The organism is Sphingobacteriales bacterium, from assembly GCA_016706405.1.
In the GTDB taxonomy this organism is placed as follows: domain Bacteria; phylum Bacteroidota; class Bacteroidia; order Chitinophagales; family UBA2359; genus BJ6.
Genome location: JADJJT010000001.1, coordinates 361,811 through 385,361 on the forward strand (window position 1 = coordinate 361,811; position 23,551 = coordinate 385,361).

Sequence of the window (23,551 nt, forward strand, 5' to 3'; positions counted from 1 at the left end):
TTATTTTTTGTTTAGTTGGTTTATAATTTTAGTTGCCAAAACAGTTGCCATTTTAATATATGCTTGGTGGGTTACGCCGGCAATATGGGGCGTAAGCAGTACATTTGGTTTGGTTTGCAGTTGCTTAAACACGTTAAACCATGCTTGGGGTTGTGTGTTAGTGGCGGGTTCGGTTTCAAATACATCGAGGGCAAGTCCTAATATTTTTTGTTGTTCCAGTAGGGGTAACATCTCTTGGGTTAGCAGCACCTCGCCCCGCGAGGTGTTTATTAAATAAATAGGTTTTGTAAACTGTTTTACCCAGTTAGTAGTTACTAAATGGTGTGTAGTTTTGTTTAAAGGCACGTGTAAACTTACTATATCTGCTTGTTTAAAAATTTTTGCCATAGTTGCTTGTTTTGCCCATTGGTTGCCGTAGTTTGTTTTGTATTTATCATAAGCAAGCACTTGCGCATCAAAGCCTTGCAGTCGGCGGGCAAAGGCCATGCCTGTATGTCCATAACCTATAATGCCAATAGTTTTATTTGAAAGTTGGGTGCCAATATTTGCTTGCCTTTGCCAAATATTTTGCAGCATTTGAGCATTAGCTACGGCAATATTGCGCAGTAAACTTAGTAATAAACCAACAGTATGTTCGCCAACGGCATCGCAATTACCCTCGGGCGAGCTAAGGCAGGTTATACCCTTTTGGGTGGCATAAGCCATGTCTATTAATTCCATGCCTGAGCCTAACCGGCCAATAATTTGCAATTTTTTTGCCTTACTAATCAAAGAACGATCTGCTTTTATTTTGCTTCGCAACACTAAAACCTCGTAATTGGCTATTAAACTTTCAACTTCAGCTTGTGTGGCCTTTGGCAGGCAATGGCAAGTGCAGCCATGTTGGGTCAGCATTTGTGCCAAAACGGGGTCTATTTCCTCTACTACTAAAACATGCACCTTCGTAAACTTTTAACCAAACATTATAGTTTCACTCAATAAATAATCCTAAAACGAGCCTCAAAAATAGTGATTTTTACTTGTCTTTAACAGTATTTAACGCCTGACACTTGAAAAAACCTTAAAACAATTAAAAAAGAGCGTAAAACCGAAAAAAACATAGTAGTTATAAGTTTTACCGAAAGGTACAGCGCATATTTTAATTCAGTTGCATACTATTTTCATAATTTATCGTTAAAAAATTGCTTGAATACAAACATAACAGTCAGAAAATCAATTAGTTACAAACAATTCTAAAGTGTGCGTTTTCTTAAATTAGGTTAAATAATCCGGATAAAAAAGAACTATATACAGCCTGTTTCTATCAAATTCAAGGTAAAAAGTTGGGCATTATTGGTTTATTGTTACATTCGGGTAAATAACGTATCTTTGTCGCATTACTAACTATTTTATGTAGCTTGCACCCGATTAACCATCCCTTTTTAAATTACAATACGCACAAAAAAAATATGCCCCTAAATTCTAATATATCCAGAGAAACAACATTAACAAAAAAAACAAGTTCAAAAACAACAGCGGCCAAAAGCAAAGGTAAAAACAACCATATCGAGGTAACACCACTGCACAAGCATTTTTTACAAGCCTATCAAATTATGTGCAGCGTAAAGGCCATGTCTGATTTGTTTGACGAGCAAAAACTCATTGCCGCTAAATATGTACATGCCACCTCGCGCGGGCACGAGGCCATACAGTGTGCTACCGGACTACAGCTATTGCCCTGCGATTGGGTTAGCCCATACTACCGCGATGATGCCTTGTTGATGAGCATTGGTTTTACACCCGCCGAGCTAATGATGCAATTACAAGCTAAAGCAAACGACCCTTTTTCGGGGGGGCGCAATTATTACTCGCACCCGGCCAGCAATTTAACCGACCGGCCACGAATGGTCAATCAATCAGCGGCCACGGGCATGCAAGTTATACCAGCTACGGGTATTGCACAGGGCTTATTGTACCGCGAGCAGCAAAACCTAAACCCCAACAACACCACCGACCGCCCCGTTGTAGTTTGCTCGTTAGGCGACGGCTCAGTTACCGAAGGCGAAGTGTCGGAGGCTTTTCAGTTTGCAGCCCTAAAACAACTGCCCATCATTTTTTTGGTGCAAGATAACGAATGGGGTATATCGGTTAGTGCCGATGAAAGCCGAAGCATGAATGCCTACCAATATGCCGCCGGATTTGTTGGACTTAACCGGATAACCCTCGATGGCACAGACTTTGCCGCCTGCTATAAGGCTATGCAGCAGGTAATTGCCAACGTGCGCCAAACCCGGCAACCTATTTTAGTACACGCCAGCGTGCCGTTGCTAAATCACCATACTTCGGGGGTGCGCAAAGAATGGTATCGAACCGAAGATGACCTGAATGACCACCGCAAACGCGACCCCTTGCCCAAACTGTTTAGCTATTTACTCAAACAGGGTCAATTTCCGGAAAAAGAATTGACAAAAATAGCAAACAACATCGCACAGCAAATTAGTATTGATTTTGAAAATGTAGTAGCATCGCCCGATCCGCTGCCCGAGACTATAATGGAGCATATTTTTGCGCCAATACCCATAACCACCGAGCAAGGAGAACGCAGCCCCGCAAATGGTCAAAAAACAATTATGGTTGATGCTGCCCTTCATGCCATTGACGAAATTATGCGCCAATACCCCGATGCCGTTTTTTATGGCCAAGATGTTGGCCGGCGCTTGGGCGGGGTGTTTAGAGAAGCTGCCACTTTGGCCGAAAAATATGGCGACAACCGGGTGTTTAATACCGCTATTCAAGAGGCATATATCGTAGGCTCGACCATTGGCATGTCGGCGGTTGGTTTAAAACCAATTGTTGAAATACAGTTTGCCGATTATTACTATACCGCCATGAACCAAACGGTGGTCGAAATGGCAAAATCGTGCTATTTAAGTTGTGGCAAATACCCCATTCAAGCCTTAATTAGGGTGCCAATTGGGGCGTACGGCAGCGGTGGGCCTTACCATAGCGGAAGCATTGAAAGTACTTTGGCCACTATTAAAGGTATAAAAGTGGTGTATCCAAGCAATGCCGCCGACTTAAAAGGCCTGCTGAAAGCCGCATTTTTAGACCCAAATCCGGTAATAATGTTAGAGCATAAAGGCTTGTATTGGTCAAAAGTACCAGGAACAGAAGCGGCTAAAAGCATTGAGCCGGATGAAAATTATATCATCCCAATAGGTGTTGCCAATATTTATCAAGCCGCCGATGCCGAAAAAATAGCCGCAGGCCAAACAGCCGTAGTTATTACCTACGGTATGGGTGTGCATTGGGCGTTGAATGCCAGCAAACAACTGCCCGGCCAAATTGAAATTTTAGACCTACGAACAATCGCTCCGTTAGACGAAACAGCAATTTACAAAGCAGTTCAACGGCACGGAAAAGTTTTAATACTTACCGAAGACACCATTAGCAACTCAATAGCGCAGGCAATTGCCGGCCGTATAGCCCAGCACTGTTTTACTTATTTAGATGCGCCCGTTCAATGCTTGGGTGCTTTAGACGTGCCAGCTATACCCCTAAACACAGACCTTGAGCAAGCAGTATTACCCAACGCCAATAAGGTGGCAGCGGCCTTGCAAGACTTGTTGGCATGGTAACGGCGTAAAATGCACTCCTTATAGTACAACAAGACAGCTGCCACAATTAATTAATTAATTAATTCACTCAAGCACATGAAACAACAATACTACGCAAAAACAACACTTTTGCTCTTGTGTTTTTTAATAATTACAGGATTTTTGACCGGCTGCTCGCTAACAACATGGGCACAACAAGTTACTAATTTTAAAGGCAGGCTATTAGATGCCGAAGGGCGTGGCATTGGCGGCGTGCGCGTGGTAATACTTGGGCAGGGCGAAGGCACCAGCAACGATGAAGGTTTTTTTACCGTACCTATACAACAACAGGTTGAGGAGATAGAAATTAATCTTCCGGATAATTGGCTGCTAATTAGCCCTCGCTCAAAACGCGCCTTAGTGCCGCGCGGCAACCGAAGTGTTGAATTTGAAGTGAAAAAATTTGAACGCGATGACAGCGAACTTCGCAGGCAACTACAGGCAGCGCGGCAACAAACCGAGAAGTTAAAGCAAGATGGTCTGTTACAACAAAATCAATTAACTGCCCTTAAAGCCGCTTTAGAAGATACCGTAGCCGCCTGGGAAAACAGACACAACCTTGTTTTAAAAGAATTAACAGTTACCAATACTTTAATTGACCGAAAATTAGGTAAAACCGATAGCTTAGTTGCCGAAAACACACGTTTAAAAATACAAATTGCGCAGCTAACTAAACAACTACAACAATATATTGAGCAGCAACAAAACGAATATATTTTTCAAAATCAAGAAACAGCCTACGCACAAACATTTAAAGAATTTGACGTGTATTTAGACCGTCTTAAAACTACGCAACAGGCTTTAATTAGAGTTAAAGATGCGTTTTTAAATCCCGAGGCAGCCAAAAATTTTAATCAAACAATTGCGAAATATAATACCGCCCGCGATAGTTTAATACAAAACCAAAGCCAAAGACTTAGTCAAAACAGGCTATTTTGGAAAGACCCCGTAAAAGAGCTATTATTGCAATCCCTCTACAAGTCGGCAATAGAAGGTATACACGAGCAGCATATTTTACCGCTAAATCAAACAGTTATGGCCCCCATGAAGGCAGCCGCACTTGGCGAAATGCCCCGTATTAAAGCAAGCAAACAAGCAAGCAAGGCCGCGGCTATTACTTATAATCAGTTGCAGCACCCTATTGCCACTTTATCGGCTGATATTAAAACGGTATCCTTGCAACTTAAGCCGGTTAGGTAAGGCATGGCTAAATAAAATACCAAGTAACAAGCAAAAAAAAATTCTTTCTTTGTATTTTTAATGTTTTTGCAACTAATTTGCGTGTAAAATGTGTTTACAGCCTAAATTTAAGTTGGCAACAAATAAACAGTTTTAACGGTCAAACGTTTTACTTCGAGTGCAAGTTTTTTACTTCGAATTTTAATTACCCCTCCTCTAAGCACACAACAAATTAGTAGCTTCACTAGAATGGTAAAAAAGTTACTGTTTGATTGATTGATTAACCTAATTAAGTAAGATGCAACACAAAAATAATTTGCGCCAGTGGCTGGCTGCCGGAGAAGGCCCTACCCTCGATTTTAAGCAACATATTACCGCACCCGATAAAATTGCCCGCACTTTAGTAGCTTTTGCCAATAGCCGGGGTGGCCGCATAATAGTTGGCGTTGAAGACCACGGCCATATAATAGGAGTTGATGTTTACGAAGAAACCTATGAGTTAAACCGCGCTGCCACTTTGTATTGCCGTCCACAAATTGAATTGCAATACGAGGAGTACGAGACACAAGGCAAAATGCTGCTAATTGCACACATCCACGAAAGCCATATAAAGCCCCATTACGCCCTAGATAAAAAAGGTAATGCCACCTTGTATATTCGTGTTGCCGACCAATGTATTGTAGCCCCCGATTTTATTGCAGCCGCCCTAAAACAAGGCGACCTAAGTAGTTTATTGCGGCAACCTTATTTTTATTTTCAAAGCCAAAATGAACTGCTGCAGTTATTGCAATTACAAAAACACATTACCATTGACCAATATGCCAATTTAAAAAATGTATCAACACGCGCCGCACGCCGTACCCTTATTGATTTTTTGTTCGACGGCACTTTAACACTGCTTGATGATGGTTATACATTTGCGGCATCAAACCACCAGTCCTCCGGAAACAGCTATCATAAATCCGGAAAAATATTGTAGCTAACCCACAGCGCGTATCTTTTTTGTAACTTTGCCCAATCTTTTTACTGTTTTATTTTATTGCTACCAAACTGTTTAATTGCTTCGTCTGTCTGTTGGTCGAGTAACCAAATAAAACCCTTTTTCTTTTTTTTATTTAATCTTTGTGCGTGGAAAACAAGCCCTTATTGCCACAAACCCCTTTAGCTACACCAAGCACCCGGCGCAGCCCACGCGCTCAGGCATTATTACAAACAGCTTTAGTGCTGGCAATTATTTTTGCCCTCAATTTGCTGGCAACCCGCTTTTACCACCGTTTTGACCTTACCAAAGAAAAACGATTTACTTTAACATCGGCTACTCAAAAAATGTTATCGAACTTAGACGATGTGGTGTATGTGCGTGTTTTTTTAGAAGGCGACCTGCCCCCCGGATTTAGAAGGCTGCGCAATGCCACACAAGACATGTTAGACGAATTTAGGTCGTATGCACCTATTGAGTACGAATTTATTGACCCTACCGCCGATAACGATACCGCCCTGATAACCGATATTTTAAAAGCCGGACTTAAACCTACTCCGCTTATACAACAAAAACAAGGCTACTCCGAGCAATATATTTATCCGGGTGCATTGGTAACGTATAAGGGTCGTACTTTGGCCACCGATTTGCTCCAGCAACAATTAAATCGCGGCCCGCAAGAAACCCTAAACAATTCAATAGGCTTGTTAGAGTTTAATTTGGCCAATGCTATTAACAAAATTCAGCAAAACGACCGCCCTAAAATAGCCTTTTTGCGCGGCCAAGGCGAACTGCCCAACCAATACGTACAAGATATTGGCAACGATATTTCGAGATTTTATGTTTTAGATACATTTGACCTCAATAAAAACGATTTTATTCCAAAAACCTATCAGGCAATAATAATAGCCAAACCCACCCAACCGTTTAGTGAATTAAACAAGTTCAAATTAGATCAATATGTAATGAACGGCGGCAGAATATTATGGTTGGTAGAAAATGTACAAGCCAATATAGATAGTTTGCAGCGCGGCAGTTTGGTGGCCACTAACTACGAGCTAAATTTGGAAGACTTGTTATTTAAATACGGCGTAAAACTAAATTTCGATCTAGTAGAAGATGTACAATCGGTAACCGTACCTTTTATGGCCGATGCCACTAAAATGGTGCAACTGCCCTGGCCCTACTACCCGCTTGTAAGTAACCACAACAATGAGCACGTGGTTAGTAAAAACTTAGATGCTGTTTTGTTGCGCTTTGCCGGAACCATAGATACAACCACAAAGCTTAAAAACCCGATAAAAAGAACCCCCCTGCTAAAAACAACACCTTATACCCGGATAAAAACTGCGCCCATAGAAATTAACGCTGAAGAAAGCCGGCAAAAACCAAATCCGGCAGATTTTAACGGTGGCGAGCAAACGGTGGCAATGGCTTTAGAAGGCTCTTTTCCATCATTGTTTAAAAACCGCCTCGATGCCTCTACCCAACAAATTATAGACAACAATCCAAATTTAACCCGCCGCGAAGAAAGCCTGCCAACCAAAATGATAATAGTAGCCGATGGCGATGTTATTGCCAACGATTTAGACCGGCGCAATAACCGCAACTTGCCCTTGGGCTTTTACCGCTACACCAACCAAACATTTGCCAATAAAGAATTTTTAATAAACGCAGTCGAGTGGCTTACCGATGATTATGGCATTGTTGAAGCCCGAAACAAAGAAATAAAACTGCGCCTGCTCGATACCCAACGTATCGAAGGCGAGCGCACATTTTGGCAGTTTGTAAATTTGGTACTGCCTGTGCTTTTGGTACTTGTTTTTGGTGTAGCATATTATTTTTGGCGGCGAAAAAAATATGCGCTTTAATTTCGGTAATATTGGATGGAGTGCCTGCAAATAGGTCAAAAAAACTCGACACTACTAAAAATATCCGGAAACTAAAAAGCAAACAAACAAAAAACAGTGCAAGTTTTAGTCGTTTTTCCAGGTTTTATAAATGGAAGGCCTCCTCTGCTTTGTACGCTCTAACGACTGCTCGAACCGCCATGCTTCAATTTTAACATGGTTGCCCGACAACAAAATTTCGGGCACCTCAAGCCCCCTAAAAACCTCGGGACGGGTATAAACTGGTGGGGCAATTAAGTCGTTTTGAAAAGAATCATCTAAAGCCGATGTTTCGTTATTTAACACGCCCGGAATAAGCCTGCCCAAGGCATCTACCAATACGGCTGCCGCCAACTCGCCCCCCGACAATACATAGTCGCCAATAGATATTTCGCGGGTAATAAAATGTTGCCTTACCCGCTCGTCAATTCCTTTGTAATGACCACATAGCACTAATAAATTTTCTTTTAACGACAAATAATTACACAAAGGTTGGTTTAGCAATTCGCCGTCAGGACTCATGTAAATTATATCATCGTAGGCATATTGCAATTTCAATTGTTCAATACAATTTACAATCGGTTCCATCATCATTACCATTCCGGCGCCCCCCCCGTAAGCATAGTCATCAACTTGTTTATGGGCATAGGTGCTGTATTGCCGTAAATTATGGCAAGTTACCGTCAGTAATCCTTTTTCGTTTGCGCGTTTTAATATTGAGTGCTGAAAAGGTCCCTCCAGCAATTCGGGCAACAGCGTAATAATGTCTATGCGCATAATAACAATAAATAAATAGCGCGTTGTGTTGTTGTTTATTTATGTGTTTTATTATTACGGACGTATTGAGTTATTAACGTCGGTAGTAATATAAGCCGTATTAACACTGCTGTTGTATATTAGAAACAGTCTTTGGCTGGTCCGGCAAATAGTGTTGATGTCTTCAAAGGCATCCCAAGGGTAATACACATGAAGTAAATCGGTTTGTAAATTAGCAGCTTGATAGGCTAAGGGATTATCGGCAGCATAAAAGTGCAAAATAGCAAATTTATTGTCTTTGCCCGATGTATAAAGGTTTAAAGTAGCTATTTCTCCGGATGAGGCACTGCCCAAATAATCAATTTTATAGGCATTGATAGAAAATTTTGCCTCGTCGGTATTTAATCTAATGTCTGACTGAGTTTGCCAATTCTTGGGATTTACCTTTTGTACTTTGCCCGAATTTTCTAACTGCCGAATTTTTGTAGGGTCAATCATTTGTGCCGGATTTTGTGTTGCCGGCTTGGCGGGTTGTGGCTGGGTTTGGGCTTTGGCTAAAAATGGTATGCCAAGTAGCAAACCAAGTAATATTACAATTACACTTATTAATAAACGCATAGTTATGATATATATGGCAAAATATGTTTATTTTGAGTAGTTCATACACAAAGATACAAAAATAAGGTATGGTTTTATTGCGCTTTTTATTTTCAATAAATTAGTTTAGCTCAAATTTTGTTATTGTTGGTGTTTAATGCACTGTAAAATAGCCTCTTTAAGTTCGCCTTTGGTAATAGGTGTGCCTTGTATTTTATTATATTGTTGTATAGGCAGTAAATACAAATCGCGCAATAAGCGTGCTAATTGGCCATTGTTTATTTCGGGCACTAAAACAGTTTTATAGTTAAGCAGTAGTTGCCCTAAATTAGCTGGCATGGGTCTAATATGTCGTAAATGTGCGTGGGCAACGGCGTAGCCTTCGTTTAGCATTTCAATAACTGCCGATTGAATTGCGCCATACGTTGAACCCCATCCTAAAACCAGCACGTCGCCTTGTGGTGGGCCACTCAAAATGGTTTGTGGTGGCAGGTGTTGGGCAATTCCGGATATTTTAGCTTCGCGTATTTTAACCATATACTCATGGTTGGCCGCATCGTAGCTAACGTTGCCTGTTCCATCTTCTTTTTCTAAGCCACCAATGCGGTGCATAAGTGCGGGCGTACCAGGTAAAGCCCAAGGGCGTGCCAAATATTGGTTGCGCTCGTAGGGCATAAAAGGCTGTTCTAAATTGCCTGTATCGGGGTTTAGGTTGGGTTGGGCAAACTGAACGGGTATTTCGGCAATTTCGCTTTCATCCGGAACTTTCCATGGTTCGGCACCATTGGCAATATAGCCATCGCTAAGCAATACTACTGGGGTCATAAATTGGGTTGCAATGCGCACTGCTTCTATAACTGTATCAAAGCAGTCGGCTGGCGAAGAAGTGGACAAGACAGGCAGGGGGCATTCGCCGTTTCGTCCGTACAGTACTTGCAGCAGGTCGCTTTGTTCGGTTTTGGTGGGCAATCCGGTGCTGGGGCCGCCGCGTTGCACGTCAATAATTAGCATGGGCAACTCAAGCATAACGGCCAAGCCCATTGCCTCGGCTTTTAGGGCTATGCCCGGCCCCGATGTGCCTGTTACACCCAAGCACCCTCCATACGCTGCACCAAGTGTGGCACAAACGGCTGCAATTTCATCTTCGGCCTGAAAAGTGCGCACATCAAAATTTTTGTAGCGTGCCAATTGGTGTAATATATCCGAGGCGGGTGTAATAGGGTAGCTGCCATAAAACAGCGGCAAACCGCTTTTTTGCGAGGCGGTAATTAAGCCCAGTACAATGGCTTGGTTGCCCATAATGCCGCGATAAGTTCCGGGGGCTATTTTGGCTGGTTCAACTTTATAGCGGGTGGTAAAAGTTTCGGTTGTATCGCCAAAATTATATCCGGCCTGTAAAGCACTTAGGTTAGCATCTAATAAGTCGGGTTTTTTAGCAAATTTTTGGGTTAAAAATTGTTTGGTCGAGGCCATATCGCGGTTATACATCCAATACAAAAAGCCCAGCACAAACATATTTTTTGAGCGGTCTTTATCTTTTGTGCTAATGGTATGATTGGCCAAACACTCGCGTGTGAGGCGGGTAATATCGAATTGAAAAACCTGGTATCCGGATAAAGTATCGTCTTCGAGCGGGCTAATTGCCCCATCCGGATATTTAGCCAGGCGCATATTTTTTTTATCAAATCCGGCAATGTCGGCAATAATAATGCCCCCTCTTTTTACCCGTTTTATATTAGATTTTAAGGCGGCCACGTTCATGGCTACCAAAACGTCAAAAGTGTCGCCGGGGGTTAATATAGATACGCTGCCAAAGTGCAATTGAAACCCCGATACGCCTGCTAAAGTGCCTTGTGGAGCGCGAATTTCGGCTGGAAAATCAGGAAAAGTGGCAATATCGTTGCCTAACAATGCGCTATTGTTTGTAAATTGGTTGCCGGTTAGTTGCATGCCGTCGCCGCTATCGCCAGCAAATTTTATGGTAACTTCTTCTTTGGTTTCAATAATGTGCATAATGGCAGGTAAAAGTAGTATTTAAGTTTATTTGTTCTGATGTGTTTCTTTTAGAGTGGGGTAGTAAAAACGACATGCAAAGTTCGGGTATTTTTTTCAATTGAGGGCTTTTTTCGCTTTGAAAGCTTGAACTGAGCAAATACAAACAAGCGTAAAAAAGCAGAGAACCACTTTTTAAAGAAGCAATTCTCTGCTTTTTATTTTAAACATGTTATGTTTTGATTTAAGAATAAGATTATTTAACGATAATTTTCTTTATCACTACGTCTTCAACGGGGCGGTCGCCGGCGGCTGTTGGGGTGTTTGCAATGGCATCAACAACCTCTAAGCCTTTTGTTACTTTGCCAAATACGGTATGGCGGCCATCTAAATGAGGGGTGGCGGCGTGAGTAATAAAAAACTGCGAGCCGTTGGTGCCAGGGCCAGCATTTGCCATTGATAAAATACCGGCGCCGGTATGTTTAAGCGAGGGGTCAAACTCGTCTTGAAATTTGTAGCCTGGGCCGCCGCGTCCGGTACCGGTGGGGTCGCCGCCTTGTATCATAAAGCCTTTAATAACCCTATGAAAAATTAGGCCATCATAAAAACCGCGTTTGGCTAATTCAACAAAATTGCAAACTGTTTTGGGTGCTTTGGTGGCAAAAAGAGTAATTTCAATATCGCCTTTGTTAGTTTTCATTACTACATTAATATCCTTGTCGTATTTTGCATTGGCAATAAGCGTTTGCATTTCGGCGGGATTAATTTTGGCGGCATTACCGGTAGCTGCGGGCGGTTGCTGCTTTGGAGGGGCGGAGGGTGGCGGCGGCGGTGGGGTGGCAGCAGTAGTAGCTGTTGTTTTGTTTTCGGTGTTTTTTTCAGACGAGGCACTTTTTTTATTGCACGCACCTACTGTTAAAAGTACAGTTGCGGCTAATAGCACCATAAATAAGCGATACATAGTTTAATAAAGTTTGTTTTTTATTATATATAAATTCTATTTTTGTTTATAGATTGGCACTGTTGAGCAGGGTTCGCCGTACATTAAAGTTTTAACAACGGGTTGCAATAGACGGGTAATTTCGGCAAAGGCGGCAGCTGGTATGGTTTTGTCGCCGCAGCCTTTAACAACTACTCGTTTGTCGCGGTAAGTTTCGGGGTTAATTTGCTGGCTTAGGTTTTGAATAAAAATCAAGTCAGTTAAAACTTGTGTATTGGCAACAACGGCAAAATAATTAGCATATTGGGTAAGGTAGTTAGCTACTAGCATATAAGCCCAAAGCGGTATGATGGCATTGGCAGAGCAAGTTATTGCAATATTTTTACCTTGATATTGTGTCCAGTCGTGTTTGGTTAGAGCTTCTCTAAAATCTTTTTCTTTTAAAATTAAGCCCATAAATAAATAGTCTTTTAAGTCAAATAAAATCGCCTCGTTGTTGGGGTAGTAAGCCTCAAGATTTAAGGTAACAATACCGCTTTGGGCAACGCGGTTTACTATTGGTGGCTCGGTAGTGGGGGGCGAAAGCATAATTTAATTTAATAAAATTGATTATTTGGTTATTTTCTGCATTTATTTAATTCCGGAAAACTTTTATGACCCATACAACACAGTGCAGGCTATATCCGGATTAAGTTACAGACCATAAAACAGTCTTTATTTCAAATTATCCAAAATAATAAATTGTGTTATTTGTTTTGTTTTTTTACTTATAACATTTCGGCCTCTACCTCCTGTACTTCGGGCACCATGCGTTTAAGCAGGCCTTCAATACCTGCTTTTAGGGTTACGCTACTCGATGGGCAACCGCTGCACGAGCCTTGCATGCCTAAACGCAAAATGCCGTCTGCGTATGACCTAAATACAATACTGCCACCATCCATTGCAACGGCAGGCTGCACGTATTTGGTTAGTATATCTTTAATTTTGCGCACCGTATCATCGTCATCATCGGTAACAACATTGGTGTTTGTGGTAGATGCCTGTGTGTCCATTTGTTCGGCCAGTTTGATGGTATAAACAATGGGCTGGCCTGCCATTACATAGCCGCGCAAAAATTCGCGCAGTTCAGAGCTAATATCTAACCAATCGGCATCGGTGGTTTTGGTTATGGTAACAAAATTGTTCATTATAAACACCCCTTTTACCGTTTCGAAATACTCAAACAAAGCAGTTGCCAAGGGCGCTATCCCTTCGGCGCTGGCGGCAGTCGGAAAATCGGCGCTGTTTTGTGGCAATAGCATGTGGTTAAGCACAAATTTTTTGGTTTCGGGGTTAGGAGTATCTTCAATATATATGCTTACTATGCGGGGTTGGTTTTGCATGGTTAGTTTTGAATTTAAAACAGATAATTTATTTATTGTATTTTAGCACCAAAAAATTGGTTGCCAACAATAAACAACACCACAAAGATACGTTTGGTTTGCTAAGAATGCCAAAATAATATGTTAAAGTCAATAAAGCAAGTAAAAAAGATGCGAGCTAAAAGCTTAAAAGCTTTTAGCTCGCATCTCTCCGGATTAATTGTAATGGTTGGTTTTAAATTCCCGCACCTATTCCAACTTGAATTAGGGGGGCGTATTGTTGCGAGGGAAACTTATTGACGCCAAGGACTGCCTGCGCAAATAAATGTTTCCCAAAAATAAACCGTACCCCCGCCCCTCCAAAGGCAGAAACAGTTTGGTTGTCTTTTTCGGGCTCGTTTAGTTCCATGGCAACACCTTCTAACTCGGCATTAAATTTTGGTTTACCTAGTACCGCCAACTGAGCACCTGCCGTAAGAAACGGGCTAATTTTGCTTGACCAAAAATAATACGTGCCATTAGTGTTAAGCAAAAAATAAGATGCTTCTGATGCGATTGTTCCGTATTCAATGTGTTGTAGCGTTACCCCAAACGGAGTAACTGTTACCGGAAATGTTCCATTCCATTTTTGTTTTATAAATTTTACACCCACGCCGGCTTCAAAATTTTTGCCTATTGATTTGCTGAGTTGAGAGCCGAGTATAATTTTAGAAGAACTGCCCTCTAAATTAATGGGGTTTGAGGTGTTAGCGTAAAAAAAATATCCGGAAAATTTTTCAATTAAAATTGCATGTATTGAATCATCATTTAAAGCGTTGAGTACATCTTCTGGATTAACATGGTCGCTTTGTGTTTTTGCCACTGTAGTAGCAGCATTTACTGAAAGCGTAAAGCGAAGCCAATGAGGGGTTTTCAATACTTTTGCTTCTTTTGAGGCAATATCTATTTGATTCCAGTTTACTTGTGCAAGGCAAGGAAAAGATATTAACAGAAAGATGAGTATTAAAACTTGTGCCTTGGGTAATTTAAAATTATTCATAACTATAATTTGTATTAAAGTGATTCATAAATAATTATTTGCCGCCCTGGTTTTTGTATATTTTTTTAAATGTCTCTGCCCATTGCTTTCTTTTATCTTCCCAGACAAAAGCCTCTTTCATGGCTTTTTCGTGGCTACTGCCAAGTGCTCGGGCTGCCGCGTATTTCTCGTAACCCGGTTGAATGAGTATGGGCAATTCGTCTTCTTCGTCAATTTCATCTTCTTCATCCTCTCCCGAAATAGTTATTACTTTTGCCTCTACGCCAACAGCTTCAAAAGTGTTCCAAAAATTGGTAACTCCTGTTTCTACGTTCGATTTTGTTTGGGATGTAGCGGCATTAAAATTTTGCCCTCCTGCCTCAAACTGTTTGATGGTATTATTCCGGAAATCATCTTTTTCATAATCTTTTCCCTCCAAGGCGGCGGCATAAATCCAGAATGTTTGTTGAATTACCGCCTCTTTTTCTTTCTCGGGGTTTCCGGAAAAAGGAGTAGTAATTAGTCCTTCGTTTTTAAGCCCATCAAAGGTAGATGAAATAACTTTTATTGCTTCAAATAAAACCGGGGCTGCTTCTAACGGTTGTTTATTTACATTTATAGTGTGGCCTAAAGGAAGAGTATTTACTGGGTTTAAGGCAACAACATCGTTGGGCAAATTGCCAGCAGGAATGGGTATCCAGCCATTAACCGTATTAGGTTGCCAACCCGAAGCTATTGGGCCGGGTGTAATCCACTCATTTACCGGAGGAAATGCTTGCCCATCGGGTACGGGTGGCGTATGAATATCGGTGCAATAACCAAAAATTTTTGTGTTTAAAGAACCATTTGCCGGAACTATTACTTCGGGAATAGATGGAACAATATAAGGTTGATATTTCCCCGATGATGGAATAAGATACGGGCCTAATTCTACGGCAACATTTTCGTTTGATGTGTTTTTTATACTAAGGTTGGCAATATTCCCAGTAGTGCGCCCTGTCCCTGTTGCTTTGCAAACAAGTGTCTCGTCCGTTGGAAGTGCCATTGCTATAATTTTTATATCCGGAGATTTAGCGTCTTTTTTTGTGCCTAACCATATTGGCTTGGTAACATCGTTGTTTGTAAACCCTTGCGACCAGCGCCAGCTCTTTACTTCCGGAGTTGTGCCGTCATATGTTACACAAACTTTTACAGAGCCACCTCCGTTTGGAACGGTTCCGTCGTAATAGGTTTTATTGTTCGAGCCGTCTCCATGCCTTTGCTCGAAACTGCCGCTTACAGCACCGGCTGCGTTTTTTATTTTGGGGTCTTCTTTAGTTGGGCACGAGCCTTTGTTTAATTCAATATGAAGGTCGGTAGCTGCTGCATTCTCGTTGTTGGTAAAGGTAAAACACTTTGTTGAAGTTGAAGAGGCAAAAGCGGTAGAAGAAGTGATAAAAAGCGCAATAATTAGCGCAACAAATGATAAATGAACTAATTTTTTCATGGTGTTTTTTTTAAAAAATGTGAAAGAAAATAAGTAAGATGATAGTGTTGGACCATGATACTAATAGCTGTAATGTATTTTTATTTGCATTTAGGGCTAAAAAAAGTTTTCCGGATAAACTTTTATTTTCGCTGTAAATACTCTGTTTTCCTAAATATATTCCGTATTTTGTTTTGCAAAGACAAAGACTTCCTTGGCAAAGACTTATTTGCCTTGCTTTTCTTTGTGTCATCAAAAAATTGCCTTATTAGTTAGCCGAAACAAGTTTATTTGCGTTTGTCGGCTTGTCTGTAAAATCAGTCTAAAACTTGTTGAAGTGTAGAGTCTTAAATCTTAAAAAGGGTTGCCTGTAATCTTAAAATATTTATATGCGTATCAATAAAGCGCTTATACTAAGTATAACGGCAAAGGTATTTGAAAGGCTGCCTCAAAACACAAAAAATGTCAAAATTAAAAAAACAGCATATTAACAATAATTTTGTATATATATTTTCAAACAACAGACGAGTGTAATTGAAATGGCAATGCAAGGTTGGGAAACAAAAATCGCACAACGTTGTGGAGGCGGAGTTAAGAAACTCCGGAAACTTTAAACTTAAGTCCGGAAATTAGAAAGCATTATGTTGGGCTGTTTTACCTCTCAAATTAGCATAAATTAGAAATCCCATGCCAATATTTAAAATTAATTGACATGGGATTACTTGTATAGGTTAAATACATTTTATTTTTGTTGCCAAGCTTTGTTCATCCAAAAAACCAGGCGTTGCATTTGCAGCCACAAGTCGCCCGAAAAATAGTAGGGGGTATAGTCGGTTTTAGTTTGCCGGTCGTGGAAATAGTAGCGGTAGGCAAAATACGACACGTCTTCGACAGTATTTGAAGCGGCATTAAGCACCTTTTTATTGCCAAAAAATGGCTCGCGGCGCAATATATAGCGGTATTGCTGCACATCGGGGTATAGTTTGTTTATTTCGCCGGGGGCGCTCATGGCGTATTTATGATGGTAGGTTTTAAAAATGGCATCGGCTTTTTCATTGTAATTGTCGAGGTTTAGGTTTGTGGTATTTAAAAATTCAATTTTACGGGCTTCGTACTCCTCGTCCACATCGTCAAGGGTGTATTGTGGGTCGTAGTATTTAAATTGTTCAATAATAAGGGTCGTTGTTTGCAGGTCTTTCGGAATCCATGATTGCGCTGATAAAAGCTGGGTAAGAAATAAGAGAGGCGCAATGAAAAATATACTGTTTTTGTGCTGAAACATAAGGAAAAAATAATGTTAGTACAATTAAAATGGGTTGCAAAGATAAGGCTAAAACTATTACACCTGCTTAAAAAACCAAATAAGGCAAGAAAACAAGGCGCGGGGGCGGTTAGGCCTTGAATAAAATGATGTAATGGTTTTGATGTAATTAACACCCCTAAAGTTTAAACGCCGGATTTAATTTTTAATTTTACCTTAACCCTGTTTAATTTAACGATTGACGGTATAATTGGTTGCCAATTGCGAAGCAGTTCCGCGTCAAGTGCAACTACGCTGTGCTACGAACTGTACCCCTCGAAGGCGTATTACAGCGGCAATTAGCTAACGCTGCATATTAGGAGATTAGGTGCCTTGATTTTTGAGGTTTAATAAATCCGGAAGAATGGCGTTTGAGGCAGGAACAGCAAATAGGGCGTAAATTTATCCGGAAAATGGCCAAAATACAATTTTATCCGGAAGTATCGGACTTTGACAAGTCCAATCTAAGGCATTCAATAGTTCAAAATTGAGGTTTGCCTAAAACGCGGCAAATGCAGCTATGGCGGGCAGTTTAGCCCAAAAACTACCTTTGTTCATAAAGTCTAATATTTATGTTAGGCGTTTTGATTTGTCGGCAGCTTTAGTAAGCCCCATAAATAAAATAAATGCTAAAACTACGGCAAATGTCAACTCAAAATAGCTAAGTGTTTCCCATAGCGAAAACCTATCTATTATTTCTTGGTTTATGGTGTTTTCATATTGAATTGTTGTAAGTGATACTATTTCAGACGAGAAATAAAGAAACGCTGCTACTGCAATTAATACGTAGCCAGTCATTGCTATTAAAACATTTTTTTTTCGTTCTGTTTTCCAGCTTATGATAAGATTAATTATAAATAACAACAATGTTATTGGGTGAATTATCCTCCAAAATAACCCGGGATTAAGTTTATAATCGCCCTGAAACATAGTCAAAGATTTTGGTGGAGCTGCAAATGCGTTTGGCCATACTGCCAGATGCTCGTAAACTGAAGCTCCAAGAATAATTGAAAAACTTAGGCACAGTAAAAAATAGAGTATGTTTTTATAGTTTGTCATTTTAATAATAATTTAAAAGACAAAAATAAGCCTGCAAAGAGGTTCAAAATTGTATTTAATAGACATTTTCAAAGAGGTGTCCTTCGACATGGCTTTTGCGTTGCCTATACTCTTTTGGTGTAAGCATAGACAAGGACTTAAAAGTCTTAATAAAATGAGACTGGTCGTAAAAGTGGCAATCAAAAGCAATGCCAGTGAGTGACAATTCGGAAGATTGCACGAGGTGAAGCGCCTGCAAATACTTTTTGTAAAGCAAAGTCTGCTCTGTGTTTAGCCCAGTAAGTTCATTCAGCTTTCTTGAAAGTTGTTTTGATGAGTAGCAAAACTGACGTGCTATTTCTGAAACCGATAAATGGAGATTTGTATGCGAGGATAAGAAAATATTAATTGCCTTTTCTCTTTCGGTATATTGTAGCGTTCTCTCCATCAGCCATGCTGTAAAAATGGTTGTTCTAGCCTCAAAGGTAGTTTGTTCTCCCAACCGATGCCATAAATCATAAAAGGTAGTATCTATTACAGTTAAATCCACAACACAATTGTTAAACTCGGCAAGCTGAAATTGACAAATGTGTTTTACCGCAGTTGGTTTCAAGACAACACCAAAAAAAGTTTGTTGCCCCGAAAGGTTCAGGTGTATTGGAGAAGTGCTATATCCTTGAATAAAACACTTTGGAACGACTATGGCTTGCTTGTTTACTTGCGCATATAGTTTTTGGTTTTCAAAACTGAAAATTAGTTCGACAACTCCATTCGGAATTATAGTTTCATGTACAGCGGGATTATTTTGTCTGCGAACTTGCCATAATGAACAAACAGTGCCTTTGATGAGTGGTGAATGAGGTGTTGTAAAATAATTTTCCATCTATCTGCTCTACTGTGAAGGTTGTCAAAAGGTTTCTACCACCGGCAGCTTGGCAAAAAACGCTTAATTTTCAACAATTAAATAAAATAATCAGTTTCAAATAGAGGCGATTTAGTGGTTTAATCCGGAGGAATGGCGTTTCAGAGATGAGACTACACGCAGTTGAGAACTACGCAGGTATTTTTCTTCTCAATCGGGGGCAAAAAACTGTCCTTTGGAGCATTTTCCCGGCAGTGGCAAGCGCAGCGATTTAGTTTGTTGAAGCTAAAAAAATAGCTGCCCAATTTTACTTGGCTGGAGTAAATTTTTCTACTTTATTATTAACCGGACTAAGACTTTGAAGATAGTTGTATATTGCCGTCAGGTCTTCAGTATCCATGCCGGCGTACATAGTCCAAGACATAGTTGTTTGAAATTCTTTGGGTTTTACCTGCGGATTAATATAGGCACTGTCGGCATAGGTTTTGAAGCGACCTACAAATTTTTCAACCGTCCAGTCGCCAAGTCCGGTTGTTTTATCCGGAGTAAGATTTGCCGACCTTACAACTGAGCCATCCGGAAATTTAAATTCAAAACCTCCGGCATAAAGCTCCCCTACAAATTTACCTTTTTCTTGTTTAGTGTGGCAGCCCATACATGCCGAAGCTGTAATAATATATTTTCCGTAATTAAGTTTATCGGTTTTGGGTGGAATAGTAGTAAAAGCAGCTTTTTTAGGAATGGTATTAATGATAAAGTTCATGGGAAAATCGGAGCTTGAAATTTCATTTTTGCTTTCTATAGGCTTCAAACTTCTAATATATGCAATAACTGCCTCAATATCGTTTTTATCGAGCTGCCCGTAAAGGTGGTGCGGCATTATCGGAAACAAAGCTCTGCCATCTTTTGACACCCCTTCGGTTACCGCATGGAATATTTCCCCATCTGTCCAATCTTTAAGATGAAAAGGGGTTAAGTTGGGGGCAATATATCTGCCCGGAAATCCAAGATTTTGGTCAAAGACCGCGCCCCCTTTTCCCTCTGTGCCCGGCACCATGGGGCCTGAAAAAGAAGTCCAGTCGCGTGTAGAATGGCACTCCACGCAAAGCATTACATGATGCGCAAGATAGCTGCCACGCGCTATTTTTTCGGGGGTAATTTGAACCGTTAAATTGGGCGGAGGGCCAAGATTCGGTAATGCAAATTTTACATAAGAAAGCAGCGCGGCAATTACTACAAAAATAATTACGGCAACGTAGGCAAGGTATTTGAATACTTTTTTCATGAGTGTGTATTTGATTTTAAATTTATTTATAACAAATTACTACGCCAAATCCGGGTGCATTCAGCTTTTTTAAGCTTGCGCTTTTAAAGCCCACTTTTTGGGTAAAACTGTCTATTTCGGCTTTTGAATAGGTTTTACCGCCTGCTTGATGTAATAAATTTAATGCCATGTAGGAAGTGGTAGCCTTTGACATTTGCGAACTTCCGCCAATTCCTTTAATTTGGTCAAGAATTACATAAATGCCGCCTTCATTGAGCGAAAGGTATGCCTTCTTTGCCAATATTTCATTCTCTGAAGGATTTAGACCATGTATTATATTAAATGCAAGAATAACATCAACTCCTTTGGGGAGTTCGTCTTTCATAAAATCGGCGGGCAGGAACGAAACATTATTCGATGCGTTATTTTGTGCGACACATTCATCGGTATATTTTTTTACCGGAGGCAGGTCAATTACAGTAGCATTTAAGTTTGGGTTTCGCCTGCAAAGTTCAATACTGTATAAACCATGTGAGCCGCCAAGGTCGAGCATTTTTGTTGCTGTTTTTGAAACCGGAATTTTTCCGGCTACTTCTTTAAAATTCGTCTTTGCAATATCAATCATTGCTCTTGAAAATAGCTCCCATTCATAGTCGGTCATCTCTTCGAGCATATTAGATTGAGGTCTTTTCCCCAAGCGAATAGTTTCGTCTAAATTCAAATAGCCTTTGTATAAGAAGTCGCAAAACAAAATAAAATACCTGAAATTATCCGGAGATTGTGGCGATAAATTTTTAAAACCCCTTTTTGAAAAGGCATACTGGTTGCCATTTTTCTTCACATATCCCAAAGCATCAAGGCAGTCAAGAATTAATTCGGCACCTATCTCGCTTACATTTGCGTCTTTGGCAATTTGCTTTATATCTTTAAAATCTGTGGTTAGTTGGTCGGCTATTTTTAGCTTTATGGCACTTCCTAAAGCAAATCCAAGCCCAACAGAGGAAGAAGCATCGGCAAATGGATGGGGAATAATATCGTTCGATAAAAGAATTCTTTCGATTAATGAGAATTTGTAGATCATGATGTTGGCAATTATCGTTGAATAAATTCACAAAATTACTTCTCCCCAAACACAAAATAATTGTATAATTCGGACATTTTATACGCCTATCAGAATATGTCCCATATATTCAGTATTTGCTTCTCTATATTGTTTAGGTGTCATATCTGTAAAACACCTGAACCCGTGAATAAAATGCGCCTGATCATAATAGCCCGCATCTAAACCTATTTCGGTGAGGCTTTGCCTTGAATTGTGAAGCGCGTGTAAGCATTTTAAATATTTGCAGTAGCGAATAAATTCTTCTGTTTTCATCCCTAACCAATCCTGTGAAAAACGTCTGAGTTGCCGGTCGGAGAGGCAAATTTCCTGGCTGAGTTTTTTAACAGTAAGGTCATTATAGTACTTACAGCGAATTAATTTTTGAATCCGGTCAATTGAATTTTGAAATTTTTTGGTCGAAATTTTTTCTCTAATCCACGATAATATTATTTGAACCTGTTGGTTGAACACACTTTCGTGAAACAATTCATTTGCAATATCATCAAGTTGGGAGCATATTTCATTTCCGGGACAAACTATATTGTTAATTTCCTTGGCCGAAACGTCAAACAGCAGCCGAAGCCCTAAGCTATTCAATTGAATCCCCAAAAATTCTTGTCGTCCGGTTTTAATAAGCTCGAAGGGTTTAAAATTTAATCCGTTAACAAATGTGGCCGGCAAATTTTGGAGAACGTGAGAGGTAGGATTGAAGTAGCAAATCTTATCAGAGAAGTTAAAAATAATTTCTATTGTTCCTTTGGGCAGTATTATTTCCCTTCGGCAACACAAATCATCGTCCGATAGTCGCCAAATACTATTGATGAAGCACTTTTCGGGTTCACTTGTTGGGAAATATATGTAAGTGGACTTTGCCATACTGATAATTACATGCCGTCATTTCGGTTTTGCGTAAAACAGCCATTTTTTGCCCTAATTAGACAGCTTGTAAAGGGCAAAGTTATACTTTATTTCAAGTTTTATCATAAAGTTCTTCCTCTGAAATAATACTTCTCTTCACATTTTAACAAATTCGGTACAAAAAGCTGCTGTTTGGCAGCGGGTTGGTTTTGGTTCTTCTTAGTTTTACCTCAACTAAATGCTTGCTCTTCGATAATTTTAACGTTGAAGTTGTTTAAGAATTAAACCACATAATTAACCACATAGACATATAGAAATTTGTTTAAGCATTAAAAGATGTGACCGTTTTAAACACTCGATACTTAAAAACTATTGAGACAAAAACAGGCTACAAAAATGTAAAACAGATTTATAGATGACTTAGTTTCGCAATTGCTTCAATGGCACATAGTTCCAACCTGGTTTAGCAACTAATTTTTAAACAAGTTCGTTGTAAATTTTCCGGAAAAAATGGCCTATTTGTTTTCCCGACTTGTCCGCCTTTTAGATTTTAGAAAAAAAAGGTATTGATAATCAATTAGTTACGGTTTAAAAGCGCTAATTTTGTCGTACTAAGGATAAAAAAACTGCTTAAAAAACTCAGGTTGTGCACTTGTGCTGAACGTGTTGAGGTAACGGTTGCTCTTTGGTTAGCGGTTCGTGTTTTTCTGTCCACAAATAAGTTTTGTATTGTGTTTTCAATTTATCGGATGTCAGCACACTGTTCATATCCTCTCTGCGATAAATAGTCCACCAAATGTTGCGGTTACACAAAGCAACACAGTTCCAAGAACATAAAGCACAGAAGTTAAATTATGTCCTTGTTGGAAAAGCGTCAAGGTTTCGCTACTGAAGGTTGAAAATGTGCTAAAGCCGCCACAAAAACCAACTGTCAAAAATAATTTTGCTGTCGGAGAAAGCATTTGTCTATGGTCTGCAAGTCCGATTACTAAACCCAAAGCAAAACAGGCAACTACATTAACTATAAAAGTTCCGTAGGGAAAATGTTGGCTATGCCAACTATCAATCCACCTTCCAAGTCCAAACCGTGTCAGCCCACCAAGTCCACTACCTATAAATACTGTTAATAATTCTTTCATTATATTTTGGCTGTTGTTTGCTAATAATTTAGTTTTTGTCAGTTTATTTTTCTTGGTCGGTGGTCGTTACGCTGTCGCCATGCGCATGCTTGTAAGGTTAAAAAGTGCATTTTAATTGAAAATGGATTTAGGCTTCCATCCGGATTTTTTTGAAATTGTAGTTAAGTTAATTGGTTG

20 protein-coding genes are annotated in these 23,551 nt (G+C 40.1%); 4 read left to right on the forward strand and 16 right to left on the reverse strand.

The genetic code is table 11. The annotated features are described in order from the left end of the window. Positions 1 to 939, reverse strand: coding sequence for a hypothetical protein (locus tag IPI59_01530; GenBank protein MBK7526251.1), 939 nt, complete (start codon positions 937 to 939; stop codon positions 1 to 3). A 509-nt stretch (positions 940 to 1,448) separates the two neighbouring features. On the opposite strand from IPI59_01530, the gene IPI59_01535 reads away from it, so the two are divergent. The 4 genes from IPI59_01535 to gldG all read left to right on the forward strand — a co-directional run bounded on the left by IPI59_01535 (position 1,449) and on the right by gldG (position 7,664). Then, a complete protein-coding gene (locus IPI59_01535) occupies positions 1,449 to 3,617 on the forward strand; it encodes a tungsten formylmethanofuran dehydrogenase (GenBank protein ID MBK7526252.1) in 2,169 nt (722 codons plus the stop codon). Between the two features lie 75 nt (positions 3,618 to 3,692). After that, on the forward strand, positions 3,693 to 4,835 hold the full coding sequence (locus IPI59_01540) for a carboxypeptidase regulatory-like domain-containing protein (GenBank protein ID MBK7526253.1): 1,143 nt from the start codon (positions 3,693 to 3,695) through the stop codon (positions 4,833 to 4,835). A 277-nt stretch (positions 4,836 to 5,112) separates the two neighbouring features. After that, positions 5,113 to 5,793, forward strand: a complete 681-nt coding sequence (locus tag IPI59_01545; GenBank protein ID MBK7526254.1) for an ATP-binding protein — start codon at positions 5,113 to 5,115, stop codon at positions 5,791 to 5,793. A gap of 149 nt (positions 5,794 to 5,942) precedes the next feature. Then, positions 5,943 to 7,664 (forward strand): gliding motility-associated ABC transporter substrate-binding protein GldG, encoded by a 1,722-nt coding sequence (gldG, locus tag IPI59_01550; protein ID MBK7526255.1) that lies wholly within the window; start codon positions 5,943 to 5,945, stop codon positions 7,662 to 7,664. 105 nt (positions 7,665 to 7,769) lie between these two features. Here the strand turns inward: gldG and trmD are convergent, their stop codons facing one another. From trmD to crcB, 15 genes are all read right to left on the reverse strand, one after another. Then, positions 7,770 to 8,459 carry a tRNA (guanosine(37)-N1)-methyltransferase TrmD gene (gene trmD / locus IPI59_01555; GenBank protein MBK7526256.1) on the reverse strand — a complete coding sequence of 230 codons (690 nt, stop codon included), beginning with the start codon at positions 8,457 to 8,459 and terminating at the stop codon, positions 7,770 to 7,772. Between the two features lie 54 nt (positions 8,460 to 8,513). Then, on the reverse strand, positions 8,514 to 9,056 hold the full coding sequence (locus IPI59_01560; protein ID MBK7526257.1) for a hypothetical protein: 543 nt from the start codon (positions 9,054 to 9,056) through the stop codon (positions 8,514 to 8,516). 120 nt (positions 9,057 to 9,176) lie between these two features. After that, positions 9,177 to 11,048, reverse strand: a complete 1,872-nt coding sequence (locus IPI59_01565; protein MBK7526258.1) for a 2-oxoacid:acceptor oxidoreductase subunit alpha — start codon at positions 11,046 to 11,048, stop codon at positions 9,177 to 9,179. Between the two features lie 235 nt (positions 11,049 to 11,283). Then, positions 11,284 to 11,988 (reverse strand): peptidylprolyl isomerase, encoded by a 705-nt coding sequence (locus IPI59_01570; protein MBK7526259.1) that lies wholly within the window; start codon positions 11,986 to 11,988, stop codon positions 11,284 to 11,286. A 36-nt stretch (positions 11,989 to 12,024) separates the two neighbouring features. After that, the gene (locus IPI59_01575) at positions 12,025 to 12,555 is read right to left on the reverse strand and encodes a DUF2480 family protein (protein ID MBK7526260.1); all 531 of its coding nucleotides are present in this window, start codon (positions 12,553 to 12,555) and stop codon (positions 12,025 to 12,027) included. Between the two features lie 179 nt (positions 12,556 to 12,734). Continuing rightward, on the reverse strand, positions 12,735 to 13,349 hold the full coding sequence (locus tag IPI59_01580; protein MBK7526261.1) for a NifU family protein: 615 nt from the start codon (positions 13,347 to 13,349) through the stop codon (positions 12,735 to 12,737). 214 nt (positions 13,350 to 13,563) lie between these two features. Further along, the gene (locus IPI59_01585) at positions 13,564 to 14,367 is read right to left on the reverse strand and encodes a hypothetical protein (GenBank protein ID MBK7526262.1); all 804 of its coding nucleotides are present in this window, start codon (positions 14,365 to 14,367) and stop codon (positions 13,564 to 13,566) included. 34 nt (positions 14,368 to 14,401) lie between these two features. Beyond that, positions 14,402 to 15,832 carry a hypothetical protein gene (locus tag IPI59_01590; protein ID MBK7526263.1) on the reverse strand — a complete coding sequence of 477 codons (1,431 nt, stop codon included), beginning with the start codon at positions 15,830 to 15,832 and terminating at the stop codon, positions 14,402 to 14,404. Between the two features lie 721 nt (positions 15,833 to 16,553). Next, on the reverse strand, positions 16,554 to 17,093 hold the full coding sequence (locus IPI59_01595) for a hypothetical protein (GenBank protein ID MBK7526264.1): 540 nt from the start codon (positions 17,091 to 17,093) through the stop codon (positions 16,554 to 16,556). Positions 17,094 to 17,681: 588 nt separating this feature from the next. Continuing rightward, on the reverse strand, positions 17,682 to 18,170 hold the full coding sequence (locus tag IPI59_01600; GenBank protein MBK7526265.1) for a hypothetical protein: 489 nt from the start codon (positions 18,168 to 18,170) through the stop codon (positions 17,682 to 17,684). 55 nt (positions 18,171 to 18,225) lie between these two features. After that, entirely contained in the window at positions 18,226 to 19,032 is an 807-nt protein-coding gene (locus IPI59_01605; protein MBK7526266.1) for a helix-turn-helix transcriptional regulator, read from the reverse strand. Between the two features lie 286 nt (positions 19,033 to 19,318). Beyond that, on the reverse strand, positions 19,319 to 20,296 hold the full coding sequence (locus IPI59_01610) for a c-type cytochrome (protein ID MBK7526267.1): 978 nt from the start codon (positions 20,294 to 20,296) through the stop codon (positions 19,319 to 19,321). 22 nt (positions 20,297 to 20,318) lie between these two features. Further along, entirely contained in the window at positions 20,319 to 21,356 is a 1,038-nt protein-coding gene (locus IPI59_01615) for a hypothetical protein (protein MBK7526268.1), read from the reverse strand. A 78-nt stretch (positions 21,357 to 21,434) separates the two neighbouring features. Then, positions 21,435 to 22,253, reverse strand: coding sequence for a helix-turn-helix transcriptional regulator (locus IPI59_01620; protein MBK7526269.1), 819 nt, complete (start codon positions 22,251 to 22,253; stop codon positions 21,435 to 21,437). Between the two features lie 746 nt (positions 22,254 to 22,999). After that, positions 23,000 to 23,374, reverse strand: coding sequence for a fluoride efflux transporter CrcB (gene crcB, locus IPI59_01625; GenBank protein MBK7526270.1), 375 nt, complete (start codon positions 23,372 to 23,374; stop codon positions 23,000 to 23,002). Positions 23,375 to 23,551 lie beyond the last annotated feature (177 nt).

Coding starts and splice junctions, on each gene's coding strand:
- IPI59_01590 (MBK7526263.1), bottom strand. CDS start 15,832: ATGAAAAAATTAGTTCATTTATCATTTGTTGCGCTAATTATTGCGCTT.
- IPI59_01560 (MBK7526257.1), bottom strand. CDS start 9,056: ATGCGTTTATTAATAAGTGTAATTGTAATATTACTTGGTTTGCTACTT.
- IPI59_01575 (MBK7526260.1), bottom strand. CDS start 12,555: ATGCTTTCGCCCCCCACTACCGAGCCACCAATAGTAAACCGCGTTGCC.
- IPI59_01585 (MBK7526262.1), bottom strand. CDS start 14,367: ATGAATAATTTTAAATTACCCAAGGCACAAGTTTTAATACTCATCTTT.
- trmD (MBK7526256.1), bottom strand. CDS start 8,459: ATGCGCATAGACATTATTACGCTGTTGCCCGAATTGCTGGAGGGACCT.
- crcB (MBK7526270.1), bottom strand. CDS start 23,374: ATGAAAGAATTATTAACAGTATTTATAGGTAGTGGACTTGGTGGGCTG.
- IPI59_01540 (MBK7526253.1), top strand. CDS start 3,693: ATGAAACAACAATACTACGCAAAAACAACACTTTTGCTCTTGTGTTTT.
- IPI59_01615 (MBK7526268.1), bottom strand. CDS start 21,356: ATGATCTACAAATTCTCATTAATCGAAAGAATTCTTTTATCGAACGAT.
- IPI59_01600 (MBK7526265.1), bottom strand. CDS start 18,170: ATGACAAACTATAAAAACATACTCTATTTTTTACTGTGCCTAAGTTTT.
- IPI59_01595 (MBK7526264.1), bottom strand. CDS start 17,093: ATGTTTCAGCACAAAAACAGTATATTTTTCATTGCGCCTCTCTTATTT.
- IPI59_01535 (MBK7526252.1), top strand. CDS start 1,449: ATGCCCCTAAATTCTAATATATCCAGAGAAACAACATTAACAAAAAAA.
- IPI59_01610 (MBK7526267.1), bottom strand. CDS start 20,296: ATGAAAAAAGTATTCAAATACCTTGCCTACGTTGCCGTAATTATTTTT.
- IPI59_01580 (MBK7526261.1), bottom strand. CDS start 13,349: ATGCAAAACCAACCCCGCATAGTAAGCATATATATTGAAGATACTCCT.
- IPI59_01565 (MBK7526258.1), bottom strand. CDS start 11,048: ATGCACATTATTGAAACCAAAGAAGAAGTTACCATAAAATTTGCTGGC.
- IPI59_01545 (MBK7526254.1), top strand. CDS start 5,113: ATGCAACACAAAAATAATTTGCGCCAGTGGCTGGCTGCCGGAGAAGGC.
- IPI59_01605 (MBK7526266.1), bottom strand. CDS start 19,032: ATGGAAAATTATTTTACAACACCTCATTCACCACTCATCAAAGGCACT.
- IPI59_01620 (MBK7526269.1), bottom strand. CDS start 22,253: ATGGCAAAGTCCACTTACATATATTTCCCAACAAGTGAACCCGAAAAG.
- IPI59_01570 (MBK7526259.1), bottom strand. CDS start 11,988: ATGTATCGCTTATTTATGGTGCTATTAGCCGCAACTGTACTTTTAACA.